The sequence below is a fragment of the Pseudomonas sp. TE6283 genome (genome assembly GCF_054060555.1).
In genome coordinates this window covers 24710-44130 of sequence record NZ_JBSSDH010000006.1, presented here as the reverse complement: position 1 = coordinate 44130, position 19421 = coordinate 24710, and the positions used below count along the sequence as shown (strand labels likewise).

Sequence of the window (19421 nt, the reverse complement as noted above, 5' to 3'; positions counted from 1 at the left end):
TACGAAAGTTAATGAGTTTTGATCCATTTTGGTTCTAAGCTCCAGGCTGTGAACTGCTTCACTCCATCCCTCTGCGCCCGGCCTTCCCGGGCCGTCCGACAGGCCTAATTTCTTCCCCGGCCCATCCGTTCCCCTGTGTACATCTCGGCTGCCGAACACTGCCCGCCTGTCGTGCGCGGGTCAGTCAGGCGCGACTCACCCAGACACTGGCAGGAACATTCCATGACGGACGCCTTCGAACTCCCGCACTCGCTGGTCCAGGCCCTGGCGCAGCGCGCCGCCCAGACCCCAGAGCGCATCGCCTTGCGCTTCCTGGCCGACGCGCCCGGCGAGCAGGCGGTGCTCAGCTACCGGGACCTCGACCACCGCGCGCGGACCATCGCCGCGGCGTTGCAGGCCCGGGCCGGGTTCGGCGAGCGTGCCGTGCTGCTGTTCCCCAGCGGCCCGGACTATGTCGCGGCCTTCTTCGGCTGCCTGTACGCCGGGGTGATCGCCGTGCCGGCCTACCCGCCGGAGTCTTCGCGCCAGCATCACCAGGAGCGCCTGCTGTCGATCATCGACGACGCCGAGCCGCGCCTGCTGCTGACGGTAGAAGCGCTGTGTGACAGTTTGCAGGGCCTCGAAGCCCTGGCTGGCGCCAGCGCTCCGGGCCTGCTGGCCGTGGACCGTCTCGACCCGCAGTTGGCCGGGCAGTGGCGCGAGCCTCAGCTCAAAGGCAATGACATCGCCTTCCTGCAGTACACCTCCGGCTCAACCGCGCTGCCCAAGGGCGTGCAGGTCAGCCACGGCAACCTGGTGGCCAACGAGCAACTGATCCGCCAGGGTTTCGGCATCGACCTGAACCCGGATGACGTGATCGTCAGCTGGCTGCCGCTGTACCACGACATGGGCCTGATCGGTGGCCTGCTGCAGCCGATCTTCAGCGGCGTACCTTGCGTGCTGATGTCGCCGGGCTATTTCCTCGCCCGACCGCTGCGCTGGCTGCAGGCGATCAGCGAGTACGGCGGCACCATCAGCGGCGGCCCGGACTTCGCCTACCGGCTGTGCAGCGAGCGGGTCAGCGAGGCCGCGCTCGCCGGCCTGGACCTGAGCCGCTGGCGCGTGGCCTATTCCGGTTCCGAGCCGATTCGCCAGGACAGCCTCGACACCTTCGCCGAAAAATTTGCCGCCTGTGGCTTCGACGCCAGCAGCTTCTTCGCCAGCTACGGCCTGGCCGAGGCCACCCTGTTCGTCAGCGGCAGCCGCCGCGGCCAGGGCATCGGCGCCCTGGAGCTGGATGCCGAGGCCTTCGCCGCCAACCGTGCCGAGCCGGGCAAGGGCAGCGTACTGATGAGCTGCGGCTATCCACAGCCGGGCCACGCGGTGCGCATCGTCGAGCCGCAACAGCTGCAGGTGCTGGCTGACAACCAGGTGGGCGAGATCTGGGCCGGCGGCCCGAGCATCGCCCTGGGTTACTGGCGCAACCCCGAGGCCAGCGCCCGTACCTTCGTCGAGATGGACGGCCAGACCTGGCTGCGCACGGGCGATCTGGGCTTCATGCGCGACGGCGAGGTGTTCGTCACCGGGCGCCTGAAGGACATGCTCATCGTCCGTGGCCAGAACCTCTACCCGCAGGACCTGGAAAAGACCCTGGAGCGTGAGGTCGAGGTGCTGCGCAAGGGCCGGGTGGCGGTGTTCGCCGTCGACGACCAGGGCGAGGAAGGCATCGGCGTGGCGGTGGAGATCAGCCGCAACGTGCAGAAAGCGCATACGCCCGAGGCGCTGATCACTACCCTGCGCCGGGTCATTGCCGACGCCTGCCGCCAGGCGCCGGCCGTGGTCCTGCTGCTCAATCCCGGCGCGCTGCCCAAGACCTCCAGCGGCAAGCTGCAGCGCTCGGCCTGCCGCCTGCGCATGAACGACGGCAGCCTGGATATCTATGCGCGGTTCCCGATGGCGCAAACGGCGCAGGGCCATGTCCTGGCCGGTGACGACCTGCAGGCACGGATCGCCGGTATCTGGCGTGAACTGCTCAAGGTCGGGGCGGTGGCGGCGGACGATCACTTCCTGCTGCTGGGCGGCAACTCCATCGCCGCCACCCAGGTGACCGCGCGCCTGGGCGACGAGCTGGGGCTGCAACTGAGCCTGCGCACCCTGTTCGAAGCACCGACCCTGGCCGAGTACAGCGCCGCCGTGGCGGCCATTGTCGCCGAAGGCGGCAGCACAGTTGGCGTGATCCGCAACCAGGACCGCGACCAGGCATTGCCGCAGTCACTGGCACAGAATCGCCTGTGGCTGTTGTGGCAACTGGAGCCGCAGTCCGCCGCCTACAACATCCCCGCCGGTCTGCACCTGCGCGGCGAGCTGGACGAGGCGGCGCTGCAGGCGAGCTTCCAGGCCCTGGTCGCCCGCCACGAATCCTTGCGCACGCTGTTCGACGAAGTCGACGGCCAGGCCGTGCAGCGCATCCTGCCGAGTCAGTCGTTCAGCCTGCGTCAGCTGGACCTCGAAGGACTGTCGCCCGCCGAGGTGGCCGCGCGCCGCGAGGACGAGGCGCAGCAGCCGTTCGACCTGCGCCAGGGGCCGCTGCTGCGGGTGACCCTGGCCCGCCTGGACGATGAAGAGCACCAGCTGTGGGTGACCCTGCACCACATCGTCGCCGACGGCTGGTCGCTGAACATCCTGCTGGATGAGTTCGCCCGCCTGTACGCCGCCCAGGGCCAGACCGTACAACTGCCCGAACTGACGCTGGGCTACGCCGACTACGGCCAATGGCAGCGCCAGTGGCTGGCTGACGGCGAGAGCGCCCGTCAGCTCGACTACTGGAAAAACAGACTGGGTGATGAACTACCGGTGCTCGACCTGTGCACCGACCAGCCCCGCGCCAGCCAACAGCACACCCGCGCCGCGCGTCACAGCCTCAAGGTGCCGGCGGCGCTGACCAGCGCCCTCAAGGAGCTGGCCCGCGACCAGCAGGCCAGCCTGTTCATGGTCCTGCTCGCCGGCTGGCAGGCCCTGCTGCACCGCTACAGCGGCCAGGGCGACATCCGCGTCGGCGTGCCCAACGCCAACCGTCCGCGCCTGGAAACCCAGGGCATGGTCGGCTTCTTCATCAACACCCAGGTGCTGCGCGCCGAACTCGACGGCCGCCTGTCGTTCGCCGGGCTGCTGGCCCAGGCGCGCCAGGCCACCCTGGAGGCCCAGGCCCATCAGGACCTGCCGTTCGAGCAGTTGCTCGAAGCGCTGCCGCAGGCCCGTGAACAGGGCCTGTTCCAGGTCATGTTCAACCACCAGCAGCGCGACCTGTCGGCCCTGCGCCGCCTGCCCGGGCTGCTGGCCGAAGAGCTGCCGTGGCACAGCCGCGAAGCCAAGTTCGACCTGCAACTGCACAGCGAGGAAGACCACCAGGGCCGCCTGACGCTGGCCTTCGACTACGCCGCCGGGCTGTTCGAGGCAGCCACCGTCAAGCGCCTGGCCAGCCATCTGCTGGCCTTGCTCGAGCAGGTCTGCGCCGAGCCGCAGCTGGCCCTCGGCGAGGTGCGCCTGCTCGACGAGCAGGGCCGCGCGCAACTGCTCGGCTGGGGGCAGGCGCCGATGGCGAGCGCGCCGCGCCTGCTGGTCGAGCAACTCAATGAACAGGCTCGCCTGACCCCCGAGCGCACCGCGCTGGTGTGGGAGGGCGGCCAGCTCAGCCATGCCGAGCTGCACCAGCAGGCCAACCGCCTGGCCCACTACCTGCGCGACAAGGGCGTCGGCCCGGACACCTGCGTGGCCATCGCCCTGGAGCGTTCGCCACAGCTGCTGGTCGGCCTGCTGGCCATCCTCAAGGCCGGCGGCGCCTATGTACCGCTGGACACCGACTACCCGGCCGAGCGCCTGGCCTACATGCTGGCCGACTGCAAGGCCGGCCTGCTGCTCAGTCACGGTAGCCTGCTCGACAAGCTGCCGCAGGTGGACGGCGTCAGCGCCATCGCCCTCGACCAGTTGCACCTGGACAGCTGGCCGAGCCAGGCCCCCGGCCTGCACCTGCACGGTGACAACCTTGCCTATGTGATCTACACCTCCGGCTCCACCGGCCAGCCCAAGGGCGTGGGCAACACCCACGCGGCCCTGGCCGAACGCCTGCAGTGGATGCAGGCCACCTACGCGCTGGACGACAGCGATGTGCTGATGCAGAAAGCGCCGATCAGTTTCGACGTGTCGGTGTGGGAGTGCTTCTGGCCGTTGGTCAGCGGTTGCCGGCTGGTGCTGGCCGGCCCCGGCGAGCACCGTGACCCGCAGCGCATCGCCCAGCTGATCCAGCAACACGGGGTGACCACGCTGCACTTCGTGCCGCCGCTGCTGCAGGTGTTTGTCCAGGAGCCGCTGGCCGCCGGCTGCACCAGCCTGCGCCGGCTGTTCTCCGGGGGCGAGGCGCTGTCCGCGGCCCTGCGCGACCGCGTGCTGCAGCTGCTGCCGCAAGTGCAACTGCACAACCGCTACGGCCCGACCGAAACCGCCATCAACGTCACCCATTGGCACTGCCAGGCGAGTGATGGCGCCCGCTCGCCCATTGGCCGCCCGCTGGGCAACGTGCTGTGCCGGGTGCTGGACGACGAATTCGAGCTGAGCGCGCCGGGCGTGCCCGGCGAATTGTGCCTGGGGGGCGCGGGTTTGGCCCGTGGCTATCTCGGCCGCCCAGGGCTTACCGCCGAACGCTTCGTGCCCCAGCCCGATGGCGACGGCGCGCGCCTGTACCGCAGTGGCGACCGCGCCCGCTGGCATGTGCAGAGCCAGGCCCTGGAGTACCTGGGCCGCCTCGACCAGCAGGTGAAGGTGCGCGGTTTCCGCGTCGAACCCGAGGAAGTGCAGGCGGTGCTGCTGGCCCAGCCGGGCGTCGCCCAGGCGCTGGTGCTGATCCACCAGGACGCCGTCGGCGCCCAGCTGGTGGGCTACTACAGCGGCATTGAACAGAGCGACGCGCTGCTGGCCGCGCTGGCCGAGCGCCTGCCGGCCTACATGGTGCCGGCGCAGCTCATCCACCTGGCGCAGATGCCCCTGGGGCCGAGCGGCAAGGTCGACCGCAAGGCACTGCCGGCGCCGGTCTGGCAACAACGTGGACATGTCGAGCCGCAGAGCGCGCTGCAGCAGCAGGTCGCGGCGATCTGGCGCGAGGTGCTGAACCTGCCGCAAATCGGCCTGCAGGACGATTTCTTCGCCCTCGGCGGCCACTCGCTGCTGGCCACCCAGATCGTCTCGCGCACCCGCCAGGCGCTGGATGTCGAGCTGCCGCTCAAGGCCCTGTTCGACGCCAGCGAGCTGGGCGCGTTCTGCGCCGAGATCGCCCGCCTGCAGGGCAGCGGCGAGCGCAACCGCCAGGGCGCCATCGCGCGTGTCGACCGCCGCCAGGCCGTGCCGCTGTCGTACTCGCAGCAGCGCATGTGGTTCCTCTGGCAGATGGACCCGCACAGCCCCGCCTACAACGTCGGCGGCATGGCCCGCTTCCAGGGGCCGCTGCATGTGGACGCCTTCGAGCGCGCCCTGCAGGCGCTGATCGTGCGCCATGAGACCCTGCGCACCACCTTCCCCAGCATCGACGGCAAGCCGTACCAGTGCGTGGCCGACGACAGCCACCTGCAATTGCACTGGCACGACTTCAGCGCCCTGGCCGACGAGGCCCGCCAGCAACGCCTGCAGCAACTGGCCGACGACCAGGCGCACCAGCCGTTCGACCTGGAGCGCGGCCCGCTGCTGCGCGCCTGCCTGGTCAAGGCCGGCGAGCGCGAGCATTACTTTGTCCTGACCCTGCACCACATCGTCACCGAAGGCTGGGCCATGGACATCTTCGCCCGTGAACTGGGCGAGCTGTACGAGGCCTTCGTCGACGAGCGCGAGTCGCCGCTGGCGCCGCTGCCGGTGCAGTACCTCGACTACAGCGTGTGGCAGCGCCAGTGGCTGGAAAGCGGCGAGGGCGCCCGTCAGCTGGCGTACTGGAAAAACCGCCTGGGCGACGAGCACCCGGTGCTGGCGCTGCCGGCCGATCGTCCGCGCCCAGCGGTGCAGAGCCACCAGGGAGGGCTCTACCGCTTCGACCTGGATCCGGCGCTGGTCAAGCGCGTGCATGCCTTCAACAGCCAGCGCGGCCTGACCCTGTTCATGACCATGACCGCCACCCTGGCCGCGCTGTTGCACCGCTACAGCGGCCAGCGCGACCTGCGCATCGGCGCGCCGGTGGCCAACCGCATCCGTCCGGAAAGCGAAGGGCTGATCGGCGCCTTCCTCAACACCCAGGTGCTGCGCTGCGAGCTGGACGGGCAGATGAGCGCCGACGCGCTGCTCGACCAGGTGCGCCAGACCATCATCGACGGCCAGTCGCACCAGGACCTGCCGTTCGAGCAACTGGTCGAGGCCTTGCAGCCGCCGCGTTCGAGCGCCTACAACCCGCTGTTCCAGGTGATGTGCAACGTGCAGCGCTGGGCCTTCCAGCAGAGCCGCGAGCTGGTGGGCATGCAGGTGGACTACCTGGTCAACGACGCCAGCGCCACCAAGTTCGACCTGTACCTGGAGGTCACCGACCTCGATGGCCGCCTGGGCTGCTGCTTCACCTACAGCCGCGACCTGTTCGACGAGCCGCGCATCGTCCGCATGGCCGAGCACTGGCAGCAGTTGCTGGTGGCGCTGATCGATGACCCGCAACAGCGCCTGTGCGAACTGCCGATGCTCGCCGAAGCCGAACAGCAGGTGCTGATCGGCCAGCTCCAGGGCGAGCAGGACTTCGAGCTGAACCAGACGCTGCACGGGCTGTTCGCCGCCCAGGCCGAGCGCACCCCGCAGGCCCTGGCCCTGACCTTTGCCGGCCAGCACCTGAGCTATGCCGAGCTCGACCAGCAGGCCAACCGCCTGGCCCGCGCCCTGCGCGAGCGCGGCGTCGGCCCGCAGGTGCGGGTGGGCCTGGCGCTGGAGCGCTCGCTGGAGATGGTGGTGGGCCTGCTGGCCATTCTCAAAGCCGGTGGCGCTTATGTGCCGCTGGATCCGGAGTACCCGCTCGATCGCCTGCGCTACATGATCGAGGACAGCCGCCTTGGCTTGCTGATCGGCCAGCGCGACCTGCTCGACACCCTGGGCGAACTGCCGCCGGGTGTCGCGCGCTGGAGCCTGGAGGACGATGCCGCGAGCCTGTCCGCCTACAGCGACGCCGCCCTGGACAACCTCAACCTGGCGCAGCACCAGGCCTACCTGATCTACACCTCAGGCTCCACCGGCAAGCCCAAGGGCGTGGTAGTCAGCCACGGTGAAATCGCCATGCACTGCAAGGCGGTAATCGCCGAGTTCGGCATGCGCAGCGACGACTGCGAGCTGCATTTCTATTCGATCAACTTCGACGCCGCCAGCGAACGCCTGCTGGTGCCGCTGCTGTGCGGCGCCCGCGTGGTGCTGCGCGCCCAAGGGCAGTGGGGCGCCGAGGAAATCTGCCAGCTGGTGCGCGAGCAGCAGGTCAGCGTGCTTGGCTTTACCCCGAGCTACGGCAGCCAGCTGGCCCAGTACCTGGCCGGGCAGGGCGAGCAGTTGCCGGTGCGCCTGGTGATCACCGGCGGCGAGGCGCTGACCGGCGAACACCTGCAGCGCATCCGCCAGGCCTTTGCCCCGCAACAGTTCTTCAACGCCTACGGCCCGACCGAGACCGTGGTCATGCCGCTGGCCTGCCTGGCACCGGACACGCTGCCCGTCGATGCCGGCAGCGTGCCGATCGGCCGGGTGATCGGCGCCCGCACCGCCTACATCCTCGACGACGACCTGGCCCTGTTGCCACAGGGCGGGATCGGTGAGCTGTACGTGGGCGGCGCGGGCCTGGCCCAGGGCTACCACGACCGTCCGGGCCTGAGCGCCGAGCGCTTCGTCGCCGACCCGTTCAGCCATGACGGTGGCCGTCTGTACCGCACCGGCGACCTGGTGCGCCTGCGCGCCGATGGCCTGGTGGAGTATGTCGGACGTGCCGACCAACAGGTGAAGATCCGCGGCTTCCGTATCGAGCTGGGCGAGATCGAGAGCCGCCTGCAGGAGCACGCCGCCGTCGAGGAGGCGGTGGTCCTGGCCCTCGACCTGCCGGGCGGCAAGCAACTGGTGGGCTACCTGGTGTGCCCGCAGGCCAGCGCCGACGGCGAGGCCCAGGCCCTGCTGCGCGAGGCGGTCAAGGCCGATGCCCGCCAGCACCTGCCGGACTACATGGTACCGGCACACCTGGTGCTGCTCGACAGCCTGCCGCTGATGGGCAACGGCAAGCTCGACCGCCGCGCGCTGCCGGCGCCGGACCTGGAGCAGGCGCTCCAGCACTACCAGGCACCGGCCAATGAGCTGGAAAGCCAATTGGCGCAGGTCTGGCGCGAAGTGCTCAACCTGCCGCGCATCGGCGTGCAGGACAACTTCTTCGAACTGGGCGGCGACTCGATCCTGTCGATCCAGGTGGTCAGCCGGGCCCGTCAGCTGGGGCTGCAGTTCACCCCGCGCGACCTGTTCCAGCACCAGACCATCCAGACCCTGGCGGCGGTGGTGACCCGCAGCGAGGCGCCGGGCAGCATCGAGCAGGGCCCGCGTGAGGGCAGAGCCGGCCTGACGCCAATCCAGCACTGGTTCTTCGACAGCGAAGTGCCGCAACCGCAGCACTGGAACCAGGCCGTGCTGCTGCAGGTACGCCAGCCGCTGCAGGCCGAGGCGCTGGAGCAGGCCCTGGCCGCGCTGGTCGAACACCACGACAGCCTGCGCCTGCGCTTCGGCCGGGCCAACGGCCGCTGGCAGGCCGAGTACGCCCAGCCGAGCACCCAGCCGTTGCTGTGGACCGCGACCGTGAGCGATTTCGAGGACTGCCAGGCGCTCTATACCGATGTGCAGCGCAGCCTCGACCTTGCCGAGGGGCCGCTGCTGCGCGCCTTGCTGGTCAGCGACGAGCAGGGCGCCCAGCGCCTGCTGCTGGCGATCCATCACCTGGTGGTCGATGGCGTGTCCTGGCGTGTCCTGCTGGAAGACCTGCAGGCGCTTTACCGGGGTGAAACGCTGGCCGCCAAGACCCATGCCATGGGCGACTGGGCGGCGCGCCTGGCCAGCTATGCCGGCAGCGATTCGCTGCGTGACGAGTTGGACTGGTGGGAGGCGCAACTGGGCAGCGCCCGTCGCGAACTGCCCTGCGACCATCCCCAGGGCGGCAACCTGCACCGCCATGCCCGCAGCATCGCCATCGAACTGGACGTCGAACAGACCCGCCAGCTGCTGCAACAGGCGCCGGCGGCCTACCACACCCAGGTCAACGACCTGCTGCTGACCGCCCTGGCGCGCACCCTGTGCCAGTGGAGCGGTGATCAACAGGTGCTGGTGCAGCTGGAAGGCCATGGCCGTGACGGCTTGTTCGAGGACATGGACCTGACCCGCAGCGTCGGCTGGTTCACCAACGCCTACCCGCTGAGCCTGAGCCCGCAGATGGGCGAGGACGAGTCGGCCCGTGCCGGGTCGATCAAGCGCATCAAGGAGCAACTGCGCCAGGTGCCGCACAAGGGGCTGGGCCATGGCGTGCTGCGCTACCTGGCCGACGAGGCCGGGCGCGAACGCATGGCCGCGCTACCCCAGGCGCGCATCACCTTCAACTACCTGGGCCAGTTCGACCAGCAGTTCGACCAGGCGGCGCTGTTCCAGCCGCTGGACGCCCCCGCGGGCCTGGCCCATGACCTCGATGCGCCGCTGCCGAACTGGCTGAGCGTCGATGGCCAGGTGTACGGCGGCGCGCTGCAACTGCGCTGGAGCTTCAGCGCCGAGCGCTACGACGAAGCGACCATTGCCCGCCTGGCCGAAGCCTACCGCCAGGAGCTGCTGGCCTTGATCGGCCACTGCCTGGCGGACGGCAACGGCAGCTTCACGCCGTCGGACTTCCCGCTGGCGCAACTGACCCAGGAGCAGATCGACGCGCTGCCGATCCCGGCCGCCGAGATCGAGGACGTCTACCCGCTGACGCCGATGCAGGAAGGCCTGCTGCTGCACACCCTGCTCGAGCCGGGCACCGGCATCTACTACATGCAGGACCGCTACCGCATCAACAGCGCCCTGGACCCCGAGCGCTTCGCCCAGGCCTGGCAGGCCGTTGTGGCGCGCCACGAGGCGTTACGCGCATCGTTCAGCTGGAACGCTGGCGAAGCGATGCTGCAGATCATCCACAAGCCCGGCAAGACCCCGGTGGACTACCAGGACTGGCGCGGCCTCGACGAGACCACCCAGGAGGCGCGCCTGCAGGCTTTGCACAAGCAGGAGCGCGAGGCCGGATTCGAACTGCTGCGCGAAGCGCCGTTCCACCTGCGCCTGGTGCGCGTCGACGAGGCACGCTACTGGTTCATGATGAGCAACCACCACATCCTCATCGATGCCTGGTGCCGCTCGCTGCTGATGAACGACTTCTTCGAGATCTACCAGGCCCTGGGCGAGGGACGCCAAGCCCAGCTGCCGGTGCCGCCGCGCTACCGCGACTACATCGGCTGGCTGCAGCGCCAGGACCTCGACGAGGCGCGCCAGTGGTGGCAGGCCAACCTGGCCGGCTTCGAACGGGCCACGGCGATCCCCAGCGATCGACCGCTGCGCCACGATCACGCCGGTGACGGCATGGTAGTGGGCGATTGCTACACCCGCCTCGAGGTGAGCGAGGGCGCGCGCCTGCGCGAACTGGCCCAGGCCCACCAGCTGACGGTCAACACCTTCGCCCAGGCGGCCTGGGCCCTGACCCTGGCCCGATACAGCGGCGACCGCGACGTGGTGTTCGGCGTTACCGTGGCCGGGCGTCCGGTGAGCCTGCCGCAGATGCAGCGCACGGTCGGCCTGTTCATCAACAGCATCGCCCTGCGCGTGCAGATGCCGCAGCCCGGCGAACGGCGCAGCGTGCGTGACTGGCTGCAAGGCCTGCTCGAGCACAACATGCAGCTGCGCGAGTACGAGTACCTGCCGCTGGTGGCGATCCAGGAGTGCAGCGAACTGCCCAAGGGCCAGCCGCTGTTCGACAGCCTGTTCGTGTTCGAGAACGCCCCGGTGGAAACCGCCGTGCTCGACCACGCCCAGCACCTGGACGCCAGCTCCGACTCGGGCCGCACCCACACCAACTTCCCGCTGACCGCGGTGTGCTACCCGGGCGATGACCTGGGCCTGCACCTGTCATTCGACCAGCGTTACTTCGACTATCCGACCGTCGAGCGCCTGCTCGCCGAGTTCAAGCGCCTGCTGCTGGCGCTGGTCGAGGGCTTCAATGGCGAGGTGGATGAGCTGGCACTGCTGGGCGCCGAGGAGCAGCGCTTCCTGCTCGACGACTGCAATCGCACCGAGCACAGCTACGCCCTGGAGCAGAGCTACGTCGAGCTGTTCGAGGCGCGGGTCGCCGCGCACCCGCAGCGCACCGTCGCCCGCTGCCTGGAGGCGTCCTACGACTATGCCGGGTTGAACGTGGCGGCCAACCGCCTCGGCCATGCCCTGGTCGCGGCCGGCGTGGCCATCGACCAACCGGTGGCGCTGCTGGCCGAGCGCGGCCTGGCGCTGCTGGGCATGATCGTCGGCAGCTTCAAGGCCGGCGCCGGCTACCTGCCGCTGGATCCGGGCCTGCCGTCGGCGCGCCTGCAACGCATCGTCGAGCTCAGCCGCACGCCGGTGCTGGTGTGCAGCGCGGCCTGCGCCGAGCAGGCGCGCCAGTTGCTCGACGAAGTGGCGGGTGCGGCACGGCCGAAGCTGCTGGTCTGGGAAGAGGTGCAGGCGAGCACCGTGGCCAGCCACAACCCCGGCATCCACAGCGCGCCGGACAACCTCGCCTACGTGATCTACACCTCCGGCTCCACCGGGCTGCCCAAAGGCGTGATGGTCGAGCAGCGCGGCATGCTCAACAACCAGCTGAGCAAGGTGCCATACCTGGCCCTGGACGAGCAGGACGTGATCGCCCAGACCGCCTCGCAGAGCTTCGACATCTCGGTGTGGCAGTTCCTCGCCGCGCCGCTGTTCGGGGCCAAGGTGCAGATCGTGCCGAACGCCATCGCCCACGACCCGCAGGGCCTGCTGAGCCATGTGCAGGCCACCGGCATCACCGTGCTGGAGAGCGTGCCGTCGCTGATCCAGGGCATGCTGGCCAACGACCACCAGGCCCTCGACGGCCTGCGCTGGATGCTGCCGACCGGCGAGGCCATGCCGCCTGAGCTGGCCGCCCAGTGGCTGCAGCGTTACCCGGCCATCGGCCTGGTCAACGCCTATGGCCCGGCGGAGTGTTCGGATGACGTGGCGTTCTTCCGCGTCGACGCCGCCTCGACCCAGGGCAGCTACCTGCCGATCGGCACGCCGACTGACAACAACCGCCTGTATCTGCTCGGCGAGGACCAGACCCTGGTGCCGCTGGGCGCGGTGGGCGAGCTGTGCGTCGCCGGCACCGGCGTGGGCCGTGGCTATGTCGGCGATCCGCTGCGCACCGCCCAGGCCTTCATCCCACACCCGTACGGTGCGCCGGGCGAGCGCCTGTACCGCACCGGCGACCTGGCCCGGCGCCGTCCCGATGGCGTGCTGGAGTACGTCGGGCGTATCGACCACCAGGTGAAGATCCGCGGCTACCGCATCGAGCTGGGCGAGATCGAGGCACGCCTGCACGAGCAAGCCGAGCTGCGCGATGCTGCGGTGGGCGTGCAGGAAGGAATCAACGGCAAGCATTTGGTCGGCTACCTGGTGGCGCACCAGGGCGTCGCCGCCGACGCCGTGCTGCTCGACCAGCTCAAGCAGCGCCTGCGCGCCGAGCTGCCGGAGTACATGGTGCCGCTGCACTGGGGCTGGTTCGACAACCTGCCGCACAACGCCAACGGCAAGCTCGACCGCAAGGCGCTGCCGGCCATCGAGATCGGCGGCCAGCACAGCCAGGCCTACCTGGCGCCGCGCGACGATCTGGAGCAGACCCTCGCCGGCATCTGGGTCGATGTGCTCAAGGCCGAGCGGGTGGGCGTGCGCGACAACTTCTTCGAGCTGGGCGGGCATTCGCTGCTGGCGACGCAGATCGCCTCGCGGGTGCAGAAGGCCCTGCAGTTGAATGTGCCGTTGCGGGCGATGTTCGAGTGCAGCACGGTCGAAGAGCTGGCGGACTATGTGCGCGGGCTGCAGGACAGCGCGCTGGATGACGCCAAGGTCGATCGGTTGAGCGACCTGATGGCGGAGCTGGAGGCGTTGTAGCCACTTCGGCACGTCAGCGCAGGGCCTGCCTGTTCCCACAGGATCAGGCAAGCCCTGCGCCGACGTGCCGAAGTGGCGCATGGCCACCCTGTAATCCTCACCCTTGCCGGTGCTACGCTGCACACACTGCGCAAGGATTTCACTGGTTTCATGGACGATAGCCTGCATGCCGCCCGCATGGGCGATCTCATTCTTCATCCCCCGCTGATGGCCGAGCTGGTCAGTGGCTTGGTCGAGGCCGCCGTCTATGCGGCGGCGGTCGCCGCGGTCGGCGCCGCCATCGGTGGCGCGGTGGTCGCGGTGGTCGGTACCGGCGGCGCCGCCGCCGTGCTCACACCGCTGATTGCCGGGGTCATGGTCAGTGCCGCCGCCATGCTGCCGGCCGGTGAAGACAAGAGCATTGGCGACCATATCAGCGACTTCAGCAACTGGGTCGGCAATTCGCTGTTTCCGCCCGAGCCGTACGGCTCGATCAGCAGTGGCTCGCACAACACCCGCATCAACGGCATCCTCGCGGCGCGCGCCGCCGGGGTGAGTGGTGGCCCGGTCGAGGCGCCGGGCCCAGCCGATGAACCGTCGATCCTCGAAAACATCGGTGCCTACGCCATGGTCGGCGCCTCGATGGTGTTGCCGGTGATCGGCCTGGCGCAGGAGATCAACAGCATCTTCAACCCGCCGGTGACCACGCCGGCCGCGCCCGGATCGATTCCCAAGCCCGAGGACAAGGCGGTCTGCAGCAAGCACCCACCGATGCCCGAACAGTTCGTTGCCCAGGGCTCGGACAAGGTGTTCATCAATGGTCAGCCGGCAGCGCGGGTTGGAGACAAGACCACCTGCGACGGGCCGATCGGCATGACCTACTCGCCCAATGTGCGCATCGGTGGCGGCACCACCACCGTGCGCGACATCCACGACGGCAAGAGCGCCGCGGCGAAGATCATTGGCCTGATTGCCGGGATGCTCATCAGTCGCCGGGGCATGCTCAAGGGGCGCCGCTGCGGGGTGGGCAACCCGGTGGCTCCAGCGATGGGCAGCAAATTCCAGGACGGCCCCGAGGATGTGGATTTCACTCTCGCAGCGATGGTCCCGATCAATTGGGCGCGGCGCTATGACAGCAACGACCGGCGTAGCGATGGCCTGTTCGGCATGGGTTGGAGTGTGCCCTACGAAGTGCGCCTGGAGCGTGTCGCGCACCCTGAGGGGGGCGAGTTGTGGATCTACGTCGATGATGAGGGCGCCAGGCTGGAGCTCGGGCGTCTGCAGGTCGGCAGTGCCTTTGTCAGCATTCTCGATGGCCTGGCGTTTTTTCATCAGGACAACGGCTTCACCATCGTCGAGGACATCAACAGCGGCTTGTACCGGGTGTTTCATACCGATCCACTGGACAGTCGGCGGTCGCGCCTGGTCAAGGTCGGTGATCGCAACCTCAATTGCCTGGAGCTGTTCTACGATGAACACGGCCGATTGCAGTTCCTCGGCGACAGCTCGGCCCGGATCTTCATCGAACTGTGCTATGCCGACGGGCAACCGCGCCGGGTAGCCGAGATCCACAGACTGTCCTTGCGGTCCGGCCGGGCCTTTGCCGTCGAGCAGCGCGAATGCCTGGTGCAGTATCGCTACACCTCGGCAGGGCAATTGGAGGCTGTCGCCGATGCCGAAGGGCAATTGCTGAGGCAGTTTACCTACACCGACCAAGGGTTGCTGGCCAGCCATACGCTGCCCATGGGGGCTACCCGGTACTACGAGTGGGCCTGCTTCACGCCACCGCCGGCGCGCCAACCGTGCAGTCTGGATGGCACGCCTTACGCCATGCCTGCGCTGTTGGAGGCACAGCCTGAGCATGAATGGCGCGTGGTTCGGCACTGGGGCAGCGACGGCGAGGACTATCGCTTCATCTATGACCTGGAGCAGGGCCATACCCAGGTCATCGATGGCCTGGGGCGTGAGGAACACTATCACTGGGGCGCGCTGAACGAGGTACACACCTACATCGATGCGCTGGGATATCGCTGGCGGCACGACTATGTCGATGGCCTGTTGCGACGCACCCTCGATCCACAAGGTGGCGAGTGGTCCTATAGCTACGATGCGCTCGGGCGCGTGGTTGCCACTGCCGACCCGTTGGGGCGTCGTGAAAGCATCGGCTACACCGAACATTGGGCCTTGCCCACCCGCATCGTCGATGGAGCAGGGCATGAGCGTCGTTATACCTATGATGCTCGGGGCAACCTGTTGTCCGAAGTCGATCCACTCGGGCAACTGACACGTTACGACCACGATCGTCAGGGGCGTATGGTGCGTAGTGTCGACGCCATAGGCAAGGAGCGTTCGTTCAATTGGAATGATCGCGGCCAACTGATCTGTGCGCGTGACTGCTCTGCTCAACAGACCCACTATCGCTACGATTGGCGCGGGCACCTGAGTGAGGTGCGCAACGCCGAGGGTGGCACCACGCGCTATCGCTTCGACAGCCGTGGTCGCCTGTTGCAGCGCGAGTTGGCTGACGGCAGGGTCGAGCACTACCAGATCGATGCGGCGGGGCAGTTGGCCCGCCATGTCGACCCAGCACAGCGCATGACCCAATGGCAATATGATGGCAGCGGTCGACTGCTGCAGCGTACTGATGCGCTGGGGCACACCGTGCGGTTGCACTGGGATGCCTATGGCCGCTTGCAGCAGTTGGAAAACGAGAATGGCGAGCACTATCGCTTCCAGTGGGATGCGCTAGATCGGTTGGTTGGTCAGCGTAACCTCGATGGTGGCGGTTTCAGTCTGCTTTATGATGCCCTGGATGCGATCACCCAACGCACCGTGCACCCATGCCGCGAAGCGGAGCCCGTGTTGCCGGGCAGCCCGGATGAGCCCGAAGTGTTTGCACAGGTTCACTACCATGAACACGATGCGGTCGGTCGTCTGTTGTGCAGGCGGACCGACGATGGCGAGACGACCTACCGCTACGATGCTGCTGACAATCTGCTGGCGATCCGTTTCACTCACCGTAATGGTCAGGTCCAGCAGTTGGACTTCACCTACGACGCCATGGGGCGATTGCTGAGCGAAAGTCAGGGTCCAGGGCAACTCGGTTACACCTATGATCCCCTCGGTAACCTGCAGACCTTGACGCTGCCTGACTCTCGCCGGATCAACTACCTGTGTTACGGCAGCGGACATCTGCACCAGATCAACCTCGATGGGCGGGTGATCAGCGATTTCGAGCGCGATGCGCTACACGGCGAGGTCTTGCGCAGCCAGGGCGCATTGCTTACCAGAACCCGTTATGACAGCACGCGGCGCCTGCTGCGCAAGGCTGTGGAATATCAGGATGGCGAGCCCACCCGCTTGCCATTGCTGCAGAAGGACTATGAGTACGATGCGACAGACAACCTTGTCGGCGAGGTACTGACCCAGACGCAGCGCGCTGGTAGCGGGCTGGGGGTCGAGCTTGAGCATCTGGTCGGTCGTTTCCAGGCCGGTGCCGGTGGGCGTGGCAGCTACCAGGGGCGCATTGGTTATGACTATGGGCCCACCGAACGAATCCATGGCGCGTCACGCCAGTTGCCTCAGCAACAGCCGATGGTCGAGCACTTTGGCTACGACCTTGCCGGCAACCTGCTAGAGGGATATCAGGTCAACGGTCGGGTACGGCATAACCGGGTCAAGGTGTTCCAAGACAGACGCTATCGCTACGACCGCTTTGGTCGGCTCGAGGAGAAACGCTCCGGCAATCGTCTGCTCCAGCGTTTTGAGTACGATGCAGAGCACCGGCTGGTCTGTATCCGTCAGCGGCGGGGGCCGCTTCGCGAACGGATCGAGTTTGCTTACGACCCCTTGGGCAGGCGCATCGACAAAAGGGTCTACCGTGACGAGCTGGACGTGCCGGTCAGCCGAACCGAGTTTCAGTGGCAAGGCCTTCGTCTGTTGCGAGAAGTTCAGGACGGCAAACCGAGTCTCTATCTGTACGCAGACGCGGCGGGCCATGAGCCACTGGCCAGGGTAGATGGGCTGCCTGGACATGAGCAGGTTTTCCACTTTCATACGAATCTGGTCGGCCTGGTAGAGCAACTGACCGACGAACACGGGATAACTGCCTGGCAGGGGCAGTACCAGGTATGGGGCAACAACTGCGAGGAATGGCATGCGCCGGAGCAGGTCAGCCGGCAGAATGTGCGTTTTCAGGGGCAGTACCTGGATCGGGAAACTGGGCTGCACTACAACACATTCAGATTCTATGACCCGGATATCGGGCGGTTTACCCAGCAAGACCCGCTAGGTTTGAGGGGCGGGATCAACCTCTATCAATATGCGCCTAATCCTCTGTCATGGATCGATCCGTTAGGCTTGGAGGTGGTGCGTGTTTATCATTACACGAGCAAGGAAGGTTATAAGGGAATCATGGGGACAGGCGTGATTAATCAAAGTGACCCCGGCGCCAGGGGGCGAGGCGCTATTCAAGGCAAGCCCAAAGGTGTCTACGTGACGACACTAACGCCTGAGGAAATGGAGAGCACCAATGTAAGAGGTAAAATGGGGCTGACCAAAGAGAAAAGTACCCATTTTGTTTCATTTGAGGTTGATAGCGGGAAAGTTAAAAAAGTGGATCGGCAGAATGCTTATCTAAGGCTCTATATACAAGAAGATATTCAGCTCCGGGACGCTAATAGAAGACTTCGCGCTGATGTCAGTCACGGTGCTTCCGGATGCAAGCTATAGGAGACAGTGAAATGGCTGATTGGTCGGGTGTCATGTATGGCTTTTATACCGATACGTCGCTGGAGGCGGGGCTCGCGGCATTGACGGAAAAAGCAGCACGTCTGGGGTTTCAGTCACAGCAGGAGTGCATTCGGGGAGAGGAGTTTATTCTTTTCTATAAAGATGAGGGGATGCTGAAGGCCCACCTTGAGCAAGGTTACAATTTGGGGGCGACGGGCGAGGGGTGCTTCGGCGTTGAGGCAAAGCCAGCAGCGTTGAACGGGATCGCTACGCTATTCGAGTTTGAAGGTGATTCGGATTTCGAACCGTACGATATCAATTTGCGCTTCAATCGAATTTTTTACTATGTATTGGTGTTGCCGGACAGTGTCGAAAAATCAGATTTCTGTCAGCGTATACACACTCTATTTTCCGAGACCTTGATGGCTTGAGCCATGGTCAAGGTCGAGGGTGAAGCGGGCGTATCAATGAGCGTGTAAAGGACGGCTCCGGCCGTGTGCCGACCGTATCTCCTTGTCCACGACTATTTGGTTGGCTGAAGGAGAACCGCCGCCTGGGTACACGCCGCTGCAAGCTGGCGGAAAGCTTTGCTGCAATGATCAGGATGGCTTGCTGGCGGCGGTGTTCATGGCATTACTTTTCGTACAGTGCCCAGGCGAACGCAAAGCGCTTTGCGACCCGTCAGGGTCGCTGGGCTTGAAGCGCTGTCTGCTGGTGGGTTACGACAGCCCTGTCGAGGTATTCGCCAAAGGCTATCGTTGCACCTTCAGATAGATTGCCGTTTAACGCTTGCCGAGTATCTTCCCCAGCATCTCCGGCCGCGGCGCCCCTTGCTGGCTCTGCAACTGCCCTTGCTCATCCTGGTAGAAGATCGCCGGTGTCGCGGCCAGGCCCAGTTCTTCCATCAGCGCCAGATTCGCCTCGAGCCTCTTCTGAACCGTCTCCGGCACCTTGTCCAGCGCCTTGAGCGTGCTGGCCTTGCCGGCCTTCTCGTGTTCCTGCAAGGCCTTGGCCGGGTCCTTGGCGGCGAGTAGCGCGGCGGACTTGCCCGGGCTGTCCTCGCGGATGATGCCGACCATGATGTGGCGCAGCTGCACCTTGCCCGACTCGACCCAGGGCCGGGCCTGCTGCCAGAACATGTTGCAATAGGGGCAGTTGGGGTCGCTGAACAGGTAGACGGTACGGGGTGCGTCCACCTTGCCGTCCTGGATCCAGGCGGTCTTTTCCATCTTCGCCCAGACCGCCTTGCTCATCGGTGCGTACACCAGCTTTTCCAGTGGCTCGGCACTGAGGTCCTTGCCCTGCTCGTCGAACAGGCTGCCCACCAGCACGTGCTTGCCGTCGGGCGTCAGGTACAGGGCGATGCCGTTGTTGTGGTACTCGGCGGCATAGCCGCGCAGGCCATTGGGGGCGTCGAAGCTGCCCTTGATCACGGCGCCCTTGGCCTGCAGTTGCTGGATCGGCTTGGGTAGCTCTTCGGCGTGCAGCAGGGGCGCGGCGAGCAGGGTGAAGGTCAGGGGCAGCAGCGCATTCAATCGCAT

At 66.6% G+C, this 19421-nt stretch carries 4 protein-coding genes and 1 pseudogene; 4 read left to right on the top strand and 1 reads right to left on the bottom strand.

What is annotated here, in order from left to right:
- Window positions 1-222 precede the first annotated feature (222 nt).
- The 4 genes and pseudogenes from ACVWZ5_RS10550 to ACVWZ5_RS10535 all read left to right on the top strand — a co-directional run.
- Window positions 223-13170 (top strand): non-ribosomal peptide synthetase, encoded by a 12948-nt coding sequence (locus ACVWZ5_RS10550; RefSeq protein WP_457340597.1) that lies wholly within the window; start codon window positions 223-225, stop codon window positions 13168-13170.
- A 150-nt stretch (window positions 13171-13320) separates the two neighbouring features.
- On the top strand, window positions 13321-17880 hold the full coding sequence (locus tag ACVWZ5_RS10545) for an RHS repeat-associated core domain-containing protein (RefSeq protein WP_457340596.1): 4560 nt from the start codon (window positions 13321-13323) through the stop codon (window positions 17878-17880).
- 11 nt (window positions 17881-17891) lie between these two features.
- A complete protein-coding gene (locus tag ACVWZ5_RS10540; protein ID WP_028692888.1) occupies window positions 17892-18311 on the top strand; it encodes a hypothetical protein in 420 nt (139 codons plus the stop codon).
- Window positions 18312-18400: 89 nt separating this feature from the next.
- A pseudogene (locus tag ACVWZ5_RS10535) lies at window positions 18401-18580 on the top strand (hypothetical protein); the annotation flags it as partial.
- Window positions 18581-18662: 82 nt separating this feature from the next.
- On the opposite strand, the gene dsbG reads toward ACVWZ5_RS10535, so the two are convergent.
- A complete protein-coding gene (gene dsbG, locus ACVWZ5_RS10530; protein WP_028692889.1) occupies window positions 18663-19421 on the bottom strand; it encodes a thiol:disulfide interchange protein DsbG in 759 nt (252 codons plus the stop codon).

What these genes read in the sequence shown, in the direction of transcription:
- ACVWZ5_RS10550 (WP_457340597.1), top strand. Translation starts at nt 223, where the DNA reads ATGACGGACGCCTTCGAACTCCCGCACTCGCTGGTCCAGGCCCTGGCG.
- ACVWZ5_RS10545 (WP_457340596.1), top strand. Translation starts at nt 13,321, where the DNA reads ATGGACGATAGCCTGCATGCCGCCCGCATGGGCGATCTCATTCTTCAT.
- ACVWZ5_RS10540 (WP_028692888.1), top strand. Translation starts at nt 17,892, where the DNA reads ATGGCTGATTGGTCGGGTGTCATGTATGGCTTTTATACCGATACGTCG.
- dsbG (WP_028692889.1), bottom strand. Translation starts at nt 19,421, where the DNA reads ATGCGATTGAATGCGCTGCTGCCCCTGACCTTCACCCTGCTCGCCGCG.